The 13,808-nt window shown below is 50.7% G+C and carries 9 protein-coding genes and 3 pseudogenes; all 12 read left to right on the forward strand.

Features of this window, described 5'->3' with window-relative positions; all coding sequences use genetic code 11:
* Window positions 1–84 precede the first annotated feature (84 nt).
* Window positions 85–2,499: a phosphoketolase family protein gene (locus ACT7WV_RS24960; RefSeq protein WP_445105458.1), complete on the forward strand. Its 2,415-nt coding sequence runs from the start codon at window positions 85–87 to the stop codon at window positions 2,497–2,499.
* 21 nt (window positions 2,500–2,520) lie between these two features.
* A complete protein-coding gene (locus tag ACT7WV_RS24965; protein ID WP_445105459.1) occupies window positions 2,521–3,795 on the forward strand; it encodes a baeRF7 domain-containing protein in 1,275 nt (424 codons plus the stop codon).
* A gap of 148 nt (window positions 3,796–3,943) precedes the next feature.
* Window positions 3,944–4,090 (forward strand): annotated as a pseudogene (locus tag ACT7WV_RS25940) (NAD(P)-dependent alcohol dehydrogenase); the annotation flags it as partial.
* 33 nt (window positions 4,091–4,123) lie between these two features.
* Window positions 4,124–5,137, forward strand: a complete 1,014-nt coding sequence (locus ACT7WV_RS24970; protein ID WP_445105460.1) for an NADP-dependent oxidoreductase — start codon at window positions 4,124–4,126, stop codon at window positions 5,135–5,137.
* Window positions 5,138–5,173: 36 nt separating this feature from the next.
* Window positions 5,174–5,869, forward strand: a complete 696-nt coding sequence (locus tag ACT7WV_RS24975; protein WP_445105738.1) for a type 1 glutamine amidotransferase domain-containing protein — start codon at window positions 5,174–5,176, stop codon at window positions 5,867–5,869.
* A gap of 132 nt (window positions 5,870–6,001) precedes the next feature.
* Window positions 6,002–8,674, forward strand: coding sequence for a cation-translocating P-type ATPase (locus ACT7WV_RS24980; RefSeq protein ID WP_463424202.1), 2,673 nt, complete (start codon window positions 6,002–6,004; stop codon window positions 8,672–8,674).
* Window positions 8,675–8,723: 49 nt separating this feature from the next.
* On the forward strand, window positions 8,724–10,343 hold the full coding sequence (locus tag ACT7WV_RS24985) for an oleate hydratase (RefSeq protein ID WP_445105462.1): 1,620 nt from the start codon (window positions 8,724–8,726) through the stop codon (window positions 10,341–10,343).
* Window positions 10,344–10,426: 83 nt separating this feature from the next.
* Window positions 10,427–10,792, forward strand: coding sequence for an HPF/RaiA family ribosome-associated protein (locus tag ACT7WV_RS24990; RefSeq protein ID WP_445105463.1), 366 nt, complete (start codon window positions 10,427–10,429; stop codon window positions 10,790–10,792).
* 19 nt (window positions 10,793–10,811) lie between these two features.
* A complete protein-coding gene (locus ACT7WV_RS24995; RefSeq protein WP_445105464.1) occupies window positions 10,812–11,840 on the forward strand; it encodes a class I fructose-bisphosphate aldolase in 1,029 nt (342 codons plus the stop codon).
* Window positions 11,837–12,010 (forward strand): annotated as a pseudogene (locus ACT7WV_RS25000) (histidine phosphatase family protein); the annotation flags it as partial. The gene ACT7WV_RS24995 and the pseudogene ACT7WV_RS25000, both read left to right, overlap by 4 nt.
* Before the next feature lie 105 nt (window positions 12,011–12,115).
* On the forward strand, window positions 12,116–13,357 hold the full coding sequence (locus ACT7WV_RS25005; protein ID WP_445101212.1) for an IS701 family transposase: 1,242 nt from the start codon (window positions 12,116–12,118) through the stop codon (window positions 13,355–13,357).
* A gap of 29 nt (window positions 13,358–13,386) precedes the next feature.
* Window positions 13,387–13,797, forward strand: a pseudogene (locus ACT7WV_RS25010) (histidine phosphatase family protein); the annotation flags it as partial.
* Between the last annotated feature and the right edge of the window lie 11 nt (window positions 13,798–13,808).

Below are 13,808 nucleotides of genomic sequence, written 5' to 3' on the forward strand. Positions count from 1 at the left end.
AAAAGTGATAGAGATAATGCGTGTAAAAGCTTTACCCTGTCTTGATCCATGCATTTCAGATCTTTCGCAAAATGGTATTAAATAATGAAAACAAAGACGCTTTCCCCGGAACTGCTCCACAAGATGGATGCTTACTGGCGCGCTGCTAACTACCTATCAGTTGGGCAGATTTATCTCTACGACAATCCGCTTCTGAAGCAGCCCCTGCAACTCTCCCACGTCAAGCCATTGGTGGTTGGACACTGGGGTACGACACCGGGGCAGAACTTCATCTATGTGCATTTGAATCGGGTCATCAAGAAATATGACCTGGACATGCTCTACATCGCTGGTCCCGGTCACGGAGGTCCAGCAATTGTGGGCAACGTTTACCTCGAAGGCACCTGGAGCGAGATTTATCCGAACGTCACGCAGGACGAAGCTGGGTTGAAAAAGCTGTTCACGCAATTCTCCTTTCCCGGTGGGATTTCTAGCCACGTTGGGCCGACAACGCCAGGGTCGATTCATGAAGGAGGTGAGTTGGGGTACTCGCTCAGTCATGCCTTCGGGGCTGCCTTCGACAATCCCGATCTGATTGTCGCTTGTGTCATTGGTGACGGGGAAGCAGAAACGGGCCCCTTAGCGACCGCATGGCAGTCCAACAAGTTACTCAACCCGATTAACGACGGTGCTGTGCTGCCGATTCTGCACCTGAATGGCTACAAAATCGACAATCCTACTATCCTGGCTCGGATTGAGCATGAGGAGTTAGAACAATTTCTCCGAGGCTGCGGCTGGACACCTTACTTTGTGGAAGGTGACGAACCAGAAAAGATGCATGAACTCATGGCCAGCACACTGGACAAGGCGATCGAGGATATTCGGCAAAGCCAAAAGAAGGCGCGGCACAAGAAGAATACGACTCGGCCGCGCTGGCCGGTGATCGTCCTTAAGTCCCCCAAGGGCTGGACGGGACCGAAAGTCGTCGATGGTTTGCAAATCGAGGGCACATCGCGATCGCACCAAGTGCCTCTACTGGTGAACTCCGAGCATCCCGATCATGTCCAGCAATTAGAAAGCTGGATGAAAAGCTACAAGGCAGAAGAACTGTTCGATGAAAACGGATGTCTCTTGCCGGAATTGGCTGAACTAGCACCAAAGGGCGATCGGCGGATGGGTGCGAACCCCCACACCAACGGCGGTCTGCTGCTACACGACCTGCAAATGCCAGACTTCCGCGACCACGCGGTGTATGTGCCTTCACCTGGTGCCGTTGACGGTCAGGACACGCTCGTACTGGGCAAGTTCCTGCGGGATGTGGTCAAGCTGAACCAGGAGCAGCGGAATTTCCGCATCTTCGGTCCTGATGAGACGCTCTCCAATCTTTTGGGTGCGGTGTTTGAAGTCACTAATCGTCAGTGGGAAGGACAGGAGGAAAAAAATGATCAATTCCTCGCACCTGACGGACGGGTGGTGGACTCGATGCTTAGTGAGCACCAGTGCCAGGGTTGGTTGGAAGGTTATCTGCTGACCGGGCGGCACGGGCTGTTCAACAGCTATGAGGCGTTCATTCGCATTGTTGATTCCATGTTTAGCCAGCACGCCAAGTGGCTAAAGGTCACGTCGGAACTGCCCTGGCGACGACCGATCGCATCGTTGAACTATCTGCTCGCCTCCCACGTCTGGCAGCAGGATCACAACGGTTTCACGCACCAAGACCCCGGCTTCCTCGACCACGTGATCAACAAGAAAGCGGATATCGTGCGGGTGTACCTGCCACCCGATGGAAACTGTCTGCTGTCGGTCTTTGATCACTGCCTGCGGAGCCGACACTACGTAAATGTGGTGGTGGCTGGTAAACACGCCCTCCCGCAATGGCTGACCATGGACGCAGCGGTCGTGCATTGCACAGAAGGAATCAGCATTTGGCAATGGGCTAGCAACGACCAGGATACCGAGCCGGATGTGGTGATGGCTTGCTGTGGAGATACGCCAACCTTAGAGATTTTGGCCGCTGTTTCTATCCTACGAGAACATCTGCCCGATCTGAAAATTCGGGTCATTAATGTCGTCGATCTGATGAAGTTGCAGTCGGAGAGCGAACACCCCCACGGTCTGAGTGAAATGGACTACGATTCACTCTTCACTAAAGACAAGCATATCATCTTTGGCTTTCATGGATACCCCTGGCTGGTGCACCGGCTGACTTACCGCCGTACCAATCGCAATCTCCACGTCCGGGGCTACAAGGAAGAAGGCACGATCACGACGGCGTTTGATATGCGGGTACAGAATGACCTGGATCGTTTCCATCTGGTGCAAGACGTGGTCGATCGCTTACCGCATTTGGGCAGTGGAGGCGCTTATCTCAAACAGATGATGCAGGACAAGTTGATCGAGCACAAACTTTACATTGACCAGCACGGCGAAGACTTACCGGAAATCCGCAATTGGAAATGGAGTTCGGGGGCAACGCAGCCAGGGCAATCGCTGGTCAAAAAAACACCTGTACCGACCTGAAGCAAGGCAAAGGAGTCCCGAATGTCCATTCAACTGAAGGAAGAAAACGGCGGGAAGATTCTCGTTGTCCACGTCAGCGGGACTCTGACCAAGGCGGATTATGAAAATTTTGTGCCTGATACAAGCTTGAGCAAAAAATTTACTGAGAGGTACATTATGAACTTATTCACTATTGATGAATTAACCACTTTAACCACAGCATCAAACTCGACGTGTATCTCGATCTATGCACCAATGGAGCGTTTAGGAATCGAAACCCAGCAAAATCCGATTCGGTTAAAGAATTTGGTTCGACAAGCTGAAGAAAAATTGCTGGCGCTGGGACTGGATGGACAGGATGCCAAAGAGTTGCTGCAACCCATTCATGAGCTAGATACCTATGACTTCTGGCAACATCAAAGCGATGGACTGGCAATTTTTCTATCTCCCAATCAGTTCCGCTACTACTGTTTACCGATCGCTTTTCCTGAATTAACGGTAGTTAGCGATCGCTTCCACCTGAAACCACTACTGCAACTAATGTCAGGGGATGGGATATTTTCTGTTCTAGCCTTGAGCCAAAACCAAGTTCGGTTATTTCAAGGAACCCGTTATCACCTAGATGAAGTTGAGTTAACGGATGTACCGACCAACATTGCAGCAGCCTTGCAGTACGATGATTCCGAAAAAAGCCTCCAAGTACATACAGGCTCATCAAAAGGCAATAGTGGGATTTTCCATGGACAAGGAGCCGGAAACGAAGATCAAAAAAATGATTTATTGAGTTACTTTCGTCAGGTTAATAGCGGTTTAGAATCTTTCTTGAAAAACCAGCAAGCACCGCTAATTTTGGCAGGAGTTGATTATCTATTGCCGATTTATCACGAGGCAAATACATATTCCCACTTGCTACCCGATGGTATCTCTGGCAATCCAGAAGCGTTGACCTTGGAAGAACTGCATACCCAGGCTTGGCAGATTGCACAACCCTATTTTGATCTCGCCAAAGTATCAACAATTTCCCATTACGAGGAACTACAAGGTAGCGAAAAAACGGCTAATACTATCGAAAAAGTCGTAACTGCCGCTTATTTCCAGCGTGTTGAAACCTTGTTTGTTCCTATTGATAAAAACGTTTGGGGAATATTCGATCCAGAGGGGAATTCCATTCAGATTCATACTCAACAGGAAACAGGTGACGAAGATTTGCTCGATCTAGCGGCACTACATACGCTGACGAATGGGGGAACGGTTTACGCCGTAGAACAGGGAGATGTACCTGAACATAAAGCGATCGCTGCTATCCTGCGCTATTAAATAGCAGGAAGCCGGTCGATGCCAAGGCAAGCAGTCAATGATCACTTTCACTCAAAAAAGGCAACTATGACACAGCAATTATCGACTACCTCCCCGACAAGTTTCAGCACTGCCAACGGTTCCGCCTGCAAGGCTTAGATGGTTGGGGTTGGATTTCTGTGGGAAGCACAACATCACGGCAGACATCGAACTCATTCCCATCCAGAACATCAATGAAGCTTACGATCGCCTGGTGAGGAGCGACGTGAAATACCGCTTTGTCATTGATATGGCTTCATTACAACGAGCTTTGTAAGCCACGAATTAACCCCAAAACTAGGCTATTAATATGTCTCACATCACCAGCCGCGAGATTCGACTAATTTCTCACCCCACTGGGATACCAACCCCAGCTAACTTTAGCCTCGCACAAACCGAACTGGAGCCGCTGCAAGATGGACAGGTACTCGTTCGCAACCTCTATATGTCAGTCGATCCATATATGCGCGGTCGCATGAACAGCGGAAAATCCTATGTGCCACCGTTCGAGTTGGGTAAACCGATGAACGGCGGCGCAGTCGGCGAAGTCGTTGAGTCCCGCGCCGATCAATTCAAGCCAGGAGATGCGGTCAGTTCTAGCTATGGCTGGCGGGAATATCTTATCGCTAAACCGCAAGAATTACACCCAGTCAGCCGCGACCTTCAACCACTTTCAGTCTATCTAGCTGCCCTTGGCATGACAGGCATGACGGCTTGGGCTGGGTTGAATTTGGTAGATGTCAAAGCTGGCGATGTCATTTTTATTTCGGGAGCCGCTGGTGCGGTAGGTAGCGTAGCTGGGCAACTGGCAAAATTGCGCGGGTGTCAGGTGATTGGATCAGCCGGTTCAGCAGAGAAAGTCAAGTTTCTGCTGAAAGACTGTGGCTTTGATATGGCCTTCGATTACAAATCCCGTCCGGTCATCCCTGTGATCGAACAACTGAATCTCGCAGTACCGGATGGAATTGATGTCTATTTCGATAATGTCGGCGGTGAAATGCTTGAAGCTTCGCTCTCGGCTTTACGGTTGCATGGTCGGATTATCGCCTGTGGCGGCATCTCTGGGTACAACGCGAAAACACCCCAACCTGGCCCTCCTAATCTTTTCAACATGACGACTAAACGGTTGACGATGAAAGGGCTAATCGTTGGCGATTGGCTAAGTCATCAAGGCGAATTTGAACAGGAAGTGGGCGGCTATTTCCGCGCTGGAAAACTGAAGAATAAGGAAACAGTGGTGACAGGCATCGATAAAGCTGTCGGCGCATTCATCGGTCTATTTGAAGGTAAAAATATCGGCAAGATGATCGTGAAATTCGATTAAGTCGTGATCCATTTAAAAGTAATGAAAGGAGTTGAGATGAAAATACTGATAGTGCTGACCTCACACGACCAGCTCGGCAATACGGGTAAAAAAACGGGGTTCTGGCTCGAAGAATTCGCCGCCCCTTACTATGCGTTCAAAGACGCAGGTGCGACTATCACACTAGCTTCACCGGCGGGTGGGCAACCACCGCTCGACCCCGAGAGTGACACCCCAGATTCTCAGACTAAAGATACGCAACGCTTCAAAGCAGATCCTGCCGCACAAGCCGCTCTCGCGCAGACAATCGAGTTGAGTCAGGTTTCCGCTGGCGATTTCGACGCTGTATTTTACCCTGGGGGTCACGGGCCACTCTGGGACTTAGCTGAAGACGCATCCTCGATCGCCCTGATCGAAGCCATGCTTGGTGCGGGTAAACCAGTCGCCTTAGTTTGCCACGCGCCCGGTGTGCTGCGTAATGTAAAGGCAGTCAACGGCGATTCTGTGGTGCAAGGTAAAGCCGTAACAGGCTTCACCAATACCGAGGAGCAGGCAGCCGGATTAACTGAGATTGTCCCTTTCCTGGTTGAGGATATGCTCCGAACCAACGGAGGCAATTATTCTAAAGTAGCTGACTGGCAGCCCCATGTTGTGAAAGATGGTCTATTAATTACTGGGCAAAACCCCGCATCTTCTGAGCTAGCCGCCAAAGAGCTACTGGAAAAGCTCAGTCTGCTTGCCAATGTTAAATAATCTGAGAGGCTCCGCAGGAGAACATCGTGCAAGTCCAAATCCATACCGGACATAACATCGAAGGTCACGAAGCTCTGCCGGATCAGGTCAAGACTTTCGGTTAGTGCCACTGGACTGATAGGGACTTGAAATATGGAGGTATCAGTTGTGAATCATGGCTTTGGAGTTTTATCTAATACAGAAGCTGGCCTATCTGAGCAAGAGGCGATCGCGCGCCTCAAGCAAGACGGCTACAATGAACTTCCTTCGGCGCGATCGCGCAATCTTTTAGCGATCGCTTGGGATATTGCTCAAGATCCCATCTTTCTCTTGCTGGTCGGCGGCGGCATCATTTATTGGATTTTAGGCGACCTGCAAGAAGGCCTAATTTTGCTGGGTTTTGTCTTCTTCATTATGGGCATTAGCCTCTATCAGGAAGGCAAGACCGAACATGCCATGGAAGCCTTGCGCAATCTGTCTAGCCCCCGTGCCCTGGTGATTCGGGATGGACAACGCCAGCGGATTACCGGGCGAGAGGTGGTGCGGGGCGATGTTTTAGTTCTGGCCGAGGGCGATCGCGTACCTGCGGATGCGATCGTCCTGTCCTGCTCAAACCTGTCCACCGACGAATCGTTATTAACCGGAGAATCTGTCCCGGTTCGCAAAGTTGCCGCTGACATCGACGCTCAGGACGACAAGATGGCACGTCCAGGGGGCGATGATTTGCCCTTTGTCTATTCCGGCACGCTGGTGGTACAGGGGCAGGGCCTCGCCCAGGTGCGGGCGATCGGGACTCAAACCGAGATGGGCACGATCGGCAACGCCCTGCAAGGCTTGAAGCTCGAAGCAACCCCCCTGCAACAGGAAATGACTCGGTTGGTGAACCGTTTGCTAGGCATCGCGTTATCGCTGTGTGTGGCGATTGTCGTGATTTATGGGCTGACCCAAGGCCATTGGCTCCAGGGAATTCTGGCCGGAATTACGTTGGCGATGGCCATCTTGCCGAATGAGTTTCCGGTCGTAGTGACCATCTTTTTAGCCTTAGGGGCCTGGCGGATTTCCAAGCGCCAGGTCTTAGCCCGTCGCGCCTCAGCCGTCGAAACCCTGGGGTCTGCAACCGTTCTGTGTGTGGATAAAACCGGAACCCTGACACTGAACCAAATGGCGGTGCAACAGCTTTTAGCCTATGAATCTACAAATGATCAGGCAGAAAAGCCTCACACCTATGATTTGAGCTTGCATACACGCGAGCCACTCCCCGAAACGGTGCATCCTTTAGTCGAGTTTTGCATTCTGGCGAGTCAGCGAGATCCCTTTGACCCGATGGAAAGAGCGTTTAAGCAATTGGGCGATCGCTATCTTGCCGATACCGAACATCTCCACAACGATTGGCAACTGCTACGAGAATATCCATTGTCACCGCAACTATTGGCCATGTCCCATGTTTGGCGGTCGGCAGATGGTCAACAGTATGAAATTGCTTCCAAAGGCGCACCGGAGGCGATCGCCGACCTCTGCCATTTCACGCCCGACCAGCAGCAAAAATTAGCCCTTCAAGTGAGTCAAATGGCCGATCAAGGGTTGCGGGTGTTAGGGGTAGCCAAAGCTCCGCTGGATACACCACCGCCTTCCTTGCCGCCCCACCCGTCCCTCAATCCCCAGCATTTGCCCGACCAGCAACATGACTTTCCCTTTCAATTTCTCGGCTTAGTCGGTCTGTCAGACCCCGTGCGTCCCACCGTGGCGGAAGCGATTCAAGAATGCTACACCGCTGGCATTCGCGTGGTGATGATTACGGGAGACTATCCCGGCACGGCTCAAACCATTGCCCGCCAAATTGGCCTGATGCAAATGGGAGCCATCATGACCGGGGCGGAACTAGATGCGATGGATGATGCTGAACTCCAGCAGCGGATTCAAAGTACCAATATCTTCGCCCGAGCCGTTCCCGAACAGAAATTGCGGTTGGTGAAGGCCCTGAAAGCGAAGGGTGAAGTCGTCGCCATGACCGGAGACGGGGTGAATGATGCCCCGGCGCTGAAGGCGGCTCAAATCGGCATTGCCATGGGTCAGCGAGGTACGGATGTAGCCCGTGAGGCGGCGGCATTGGTGCTATTAGATGATGATTTTTCGTCGATTGTGCAGGCTGTTAAACTAGGGCGACGAATCTTCGATAACCTCCGCAAAGCCATGGTTTATTTACTGGCGATTCACATTCCCATCGCGGGGATGTCTCTAATTCCAGTGTTGTTTAAGCTGCCCTTAGTCTTACTGCCCGTTCACGTTGCCTTTCTCCATTTAATTATTGATCCCGCTTGCTCGATCGTCCTCGAAGCCGAACCCGCCGATCCCTCCGTGATGCAGCGTCCACCCCGCCCATCCAAAGAACCTTTATTTGGGCGAAAGACAGTGAATATAGCCCTGTTAAAAGGCGGCGGTATCTTGGCGATCGCCCTCATTATTTTTGTCATCGCGCTCTATCGCGGACAAGGTGAACTCGATGCCCGTGCGCTCACGTTTACGACCTTAATTTTGGCTAATTTAGGACTCATTTTGAGCGAAAGTTCAAACTCTCGCCTCAGCTTAAGCATCCTAAAATCTCCCAATGTTTCTCTGTGGTGGGTCATGGGTGGAGGGTTATTTTTTCTGGGGATGGTGTTGTATATTCCCGTTTTGCGTCGGTTATTTAGCTTCGCATTGCTACATCCGATTGACCTAGTCATTTGTTTGATCGGTGGGTTAATTTGCCTAATTTGGTTTGAGCAGTTGAAGGGCCTCACCCAACCCCGAAAAGTAGTTAAATCTTCGTCGAGAAAACCTGCCTGAGAAGCTTGGCAAGCCGTCAATAGATCACGTTCACTCAAAAAAGGCAACTATGACACAGCAATTATCAACTTCCCCCTCGGCAAAACCCCGCACTGGTAACGGTTCTGCTCCCAAGGCTTATATGGTGGGGGGTGGGATTGGCTCCTTAGCCGCTGCCGCGTTCCTGATTCGCGATAGCCATGTTCCCGGTCGTAATATCACCATCTACGAGGCGATGCCCGTCTTAGGCGGCAGTCTTGATGGTGCTGGTAACCCCACAAATGGCTACACCATTCGCGGCGGGCGGATGCTGACCACCGACAACTATGAATGTACGTGGGAGTTGTTCAAATCGATTCCGTCGCTCAGTGCTCCTGGCCAGACGGTATTTGAGGAGACGATCGCCTTCAACCAGCTCCACCAGTCTCACTGTAAGGCGCGGCTCGTCGATCCCCATCGCGCCAATCTAGATGTAGAGTCAATGGGCTTTTCCATGCAGGATCGGCTGGAGCTGCTCAAACTCACCGAGACTGACGAAGCGACACTGGGCACCAGCTGCATTACAGATTGGCTATCACCGCCCTTCTTCCAGACTAATTTTTGGTTTATGTGGTCAACGACGTTTGCGTTTCAACCCTGGCATAGCGCGGTTGAGTTCCGACGTTACCTGCATCGGTTCATGATGGAGTTCTCCCGGATTGAAACCCTAGCCGGGGTCAAGCGCACGGTCTACAACCAATTTGATTCATTGGTACGACCGCTGGTGAGCTGGCTAAAGGCGCAGGGGGTAAATTTCATCGTTAACTGCACCGTGACAGACTTTGAGCTAGAGACTGATCAAGACAAGATCGTTGTCACCGGCCTCCACTACAATCGCGACAGCACGACAGAGATCCTGGCGATTGCCGATGACGATTTGGTGTTCTTCCAAAACGGTTCGATGACCGATGCCTCCAGCTTTGGGTCAATGACGAGTGCGCCCCAACAGCGGACTAAAGACGATAGTGGTGGCTGGCTCCTATGGGAAAAGCTAGCACACAGCCATCCTGAATTTGGTAACCCAGCGGCGTTTAATTCTAGTATTCCAGAGTCGTTTTGGGAGTCCTATACAGTCACTGTAAAAGACACCGCTTTCTTTGATCAGATGGAGGCATTTTCTGGCAATAAAGCCGGAACTGGAGGGTTGGTGACCTTTAAAGATTCCAATTGGCTGATGTCAATCGTGCTAGCGCATCAACCTCATTTCATCAACCAACCTGCTGATGTGCAGGTGTTTTGGGGCTATGCCCTGCACCCCGATCGCATTGGCGACTTCGTGCCAAAATCAATGGCTGATTGCAACGGCAGCGAAATTCTGCAAGAGCTGTGCGGTCATCTCAATTTCGATCAGTCAACGATCGCCTCGGCTATCTGTATTCCGTGCCGGATGCCTTATATCACGAGTATGTTTATGCCCCGTGCCTACGGCGATCGCCCGCTGCCCGTTCCCAAAAACTCCAAGAACCTCGCCTTTGTCAGCCAGTTTGTCGAAATCCCTGATGATGTGGTTTTTACTATGGAGTATTCTATTCGGGTTGCACAAATGGCCGTCTACGAACTGCTGGGGATCGATCGAGAGATTCCACCCATCCTGCACCATGACGAATCCATCAAGGTGAAATTTGACGCAGTGGTTAAGGCGTTTCGGTAACGCTTCAATTGCCGATCGTGCAATCGGCGTTGATTCAAGTCAAGTCAATGTAGAGCCAATCACAATTACAAAAAGAAACTACCATGCAAATCCAAATCAATACCGGTCATAACATCGAAGGTCACGAAGCACTAGCCACTCATTTTACTGATGTAGTGGAAGAGAGTCTAAGCCGATTCGGCGATCGCCTCACTAACGTTGATGTGCACCTGAGCGATGAGAACAGCGACAAGAAGGGCGGCGGTGAGGATATGCGCTGCATGATCGAAGCCCATATTGCAGGATACCAAGCCCTCGCGGTAACCCATCAGGCAGAGACCTTAGACCAAGCTGTTGACGGGGCGGCGGAGAAATTAACCCACTTGATTGAGCACACGCTGGGGCGACTAGAACATCAAGCGAGTCATCGGACTGACCCACCTCTGTCTAACTCCGTTAATAGTCAATAAATTTTCCGAGGAGTCAGAGATGGATGCACAAGACCTTATAGACACTGCAAAGATGCTGGTTGCCGACTACAAAGGTCTGCTGGCGATGGATGAGAGTAATCCCACCTGCAACAAACGATTCGCAAAGTTAGGCATTCCACAGACTGAGGAAGCCCGACGCGCCTATCGAGAGTTGATTATCACCACGCCCGGTCTTGGTGAGTACATTAGTGGTGCGATCCTTTACGACGAGACGATCCGCCAGCAAAAGAAAGATGGCACTCCCTTTGTTCAAGCCATTACCGATGCGGCAATCATTCCTGGCATCAAAGTTGACATCGGTGCTAAGGATATGGCGGGTCATCCTGGAGAAAAAATCACTGAAGGTCTAGACGGCTTGCGCGATCGCCTCCATGCCTACGCCCAAATGGGCGCTCGCTTTGCCAAGTGGCGTGGGGTGCTGACCATCGGTGCTGGCATTCCCAGCCGGGGTTGCATTGAGGCTAACACTCAGTCTTTGGCTCGTTATGCCGCCTTGTGCCAGGAAGCCGGACTGGTTCCGATGGTCGAGCCAGAAGTGCTCATGGATGGGGAGCATACCCTGTCGAGGTGTAGCAAGGTAACAGAGGAAGTCCTACAAACCGTCTTCAACCAACTCTACACGCAACGGGTGACGCTGGAGGGCATGATCCTGAAGCCCAATATGGTGCTTCCGGGATTGACTTGTTCTCAACAACAATCGGTGGACGAGGTGGCTGATGCCACGGTGAACTGTCTCTTGCGATCGGTTCCTGCTGCCGTTCCGGGGATTGCGTTCTTGTCGGGCGGCCAATCCGGTGAACTGGCCTCGGCTCGTTTGAATGCCATGAATGTTCGGTTCAAATCGCGATCGCCCTGGGCATTGACGTTTTCCTTTGCCCGCGCCATCCAGCAACCGGCGTTAGAGCTTTGGCAAGGCAAAGAGGCGAATTTATCAGCGGCACAACAGGCTCTGCTGCATCGAGCCAAGTGCAATTGGGTAGCGCGGCGGGGCGAATACAAGCCCGTGATGGAAGGAACGAGAACATGACAGCACGCATCACTATCCCCCGATATCTTTACCTGATTCGACATGGCGAAACCGAGTGGTCGCTCGACCGTCGGCACACGGGTCGCACGGACATTCCTTTGACCCAAAACGGCGAGGATGAAGCACGGAAACTCGGTCAGCGCCTGCGGGACATCCAGTTTGCTCAAGTGCTAACGGGACTTAAACGAAAATAAAGAGTTAATAAAGGTATAATTTAGGCATGGCAGCCATTTGACATTAGAGTGTAAGACAGGAAAGAGACAACCCCCGCCGCCATGCCTCCTTGCTTCGATAGATGGTGCAAACGCTTTGATGATGTCTGGAGACATCAAGCGCAAAAAAGGGAGTTTAGGAACTATATTGGGGGATTATTAGGGGAAAGTGAAGGAAAAAACCTGTCTCAAATGGCGGATAACGCGGTGGGAGTGACTTACCACCGATTACATCATTTTTTAACGGAAGCCCCCTGGAATGCTCAACAGGTAAATGAGCGGCGTCTACTGGTGATGAATCAGTGTAGCCCAACCCGAATAAGTAGAGGATTCACGTTAATTGTAGATGACTCAGGACATAGGAAAAGTGGCAATTTCACGGCGGGAGTAGGACGACAGTACATTGGAGAAATCGGGAAGACAGACAACGGAATAGTAGTGGTAACAACTCATCTATATGATGGGAAAAAAAGCCTACCGTTAGATATAGAGTTATCTCAACACGCTAGTTCTTTAGCTGAAGGAAAAAAAGATATTGAATTCCAGAAAAAGCCGGAGTTAGGCTTAGCATTAATTGACCGCAGCATGAACAGAGGATATCGACCGGGTATCGTATTAATTGATGCTGGGTATGGAAATAACACAACGTTTTTGCTGGAACTGGAAAAAAGGAAACTCAAGTATATAGGAGGATTAGCCAAAAACCGTAAGGTGATAATTGAAATAGGGATAAGTCAACGAGAAGAGATTCGCCTAGATAAGTTAGCCGAATCCTTGTCGCCAAAAGATTTTACCCCTGTTCAAATCAATCTAGATAAACTGAAAACCGTTTGGGTGGCTCCTGTAGAAGTTGAACTCTCACAGCTTGAAGGAAAGAGAACAATTGCTATCGTCATGAATGCCTCAACCTTCGACCAAGCTAGTGATGTTGACTATTTTATTACCAATGTTGAATCAACAAAAGCCACAGCCGATTGGATAGTAACTACCTACTCTCAAAGAAATTGGGTAGAAGTTTTCTATCGGGAAGCCAAAGGCTGGTTGGGTTTATCTGAATATCAAGTCAGAGATTATAGAAGCCTGATAAGACATTTCATGCTTGTGTTTTGTGCCTATACATTTATTTTATGGCACACTTTAACCGGAGGATTAAGACGGCGTTGGGCATCGAAACCTTTAAACACCTTTACTGAAGCATTAGAGGCGTTTCGGACAGCGATGTCTTTCCGTTTTATGGAGTGGTTGAACCACAATCGGGACGTATTCTTTGCTCACAAAGCTGCTTTGGGCTTTGTTTGGGCTTGAAATCTGTCTAAGTCCCACTAACCAGCCCGCTCCAGCGTACCCAACAAACCTGTGCCTTGGTCGAGCTGGATCAATCCCCGGAAATCGAACCGGACTTGGTCGAATGGGACTATGGGGATTATCAAAGAAAGCACTCCGTGAATATTCGACAGGAGCGGCCCGACTGGAATGTTTTTCGGGACGGCTGCCCACATGGTGAAATGTCTTCCCAAATTTCTGATCGAGCAGATCGGCTTATTGCTCGTCTTCGCACACTGAACGGCAATATCGCGCTCTTTTCGCACGGTCAGTTTGGTGGCGTTTTGGCTATGCGATGGATCGGATTAGCGGTAGTCGAAGCGCAGCATTTTCCACTGGTCACGGCATCGCTCAGTGTTTTCGCCTTCGACTCCCATCATCCCACAGTGCCAGTCATTGCGTTGTGGAATGCTGCATTTTAGAAGTTGATTTT

It is taken from the genome of Symploca atlantica LB2515, from assembly GCF_052546295.1.

Excerpts from the sequence above, each read along its gene's own strand:
- ACT7WV_RS24960 (WP_445105458.1), top strand. The coding sequence starts at position 85 with ATGAAAACAAAGACGCTTTCCCCGGAACTGCTCCACAAGATGGATGCT.
- ACT7WV_RS24965 (WP_445105459.1), top strand. The coding sequence starts at position 2,521 with ATGTCCATTCAACTGAAGGAAGAAAACGGCGGGAAGATTCTCGTTGTC.
- ACT7WV_RS24970 (WP_445105460.1), top strand. The coding sequence starts at position 4,124 with ATGTCTCACATCACCAGCCGCGAGATTCGACTAATTTCTCACCCCACT.
- ACT7WV_RS24975 (WP_445105738.1), top strand. The coding sequence starts at position 5,174 with ATGAAAATACTGATAGTGCTGACCTCACACGACCAGCTCGGCAATACG.
- ACT7WV_RS24980 (WP_463424202.1), top strand. The coding sequence starts at position 6,002 with ATGGAGGTATCAGTTGTGAATCATGGCTTTGGAGTTTTATCTAATACA.
- ACT7WV_RS24985 (WP_445105462.1), top strand. The coding sequence starts at position 8,724 with ATGACACAGCAATTATCAACTTCCCCCTCGGCAAAACCCCGCACTGGT.
- ACT7WV_RS24990 (WP_445105463.1), top strand. The coding sequence starts at position 10,427 with ATGCAAATCCAAATCAATACCGGTCATAACATCGAAGGTCACGAAGCA.
- ACT7WV_RS24995 (WP_445105464.1), top strand. The coding sequence starts at position 10,812 with ATGGATGCACAAGACCTTATAGACACTGCAAAGATGCTGGTTGCCGAC.
- ACT7WV_RS25005 (WP_445101212.1), top strand. The coding sequence starts at position 12,116 with ATGCCTCCTTGCTTCGATAGATGGTGCAAACGCTTTGATGATGTCTGG.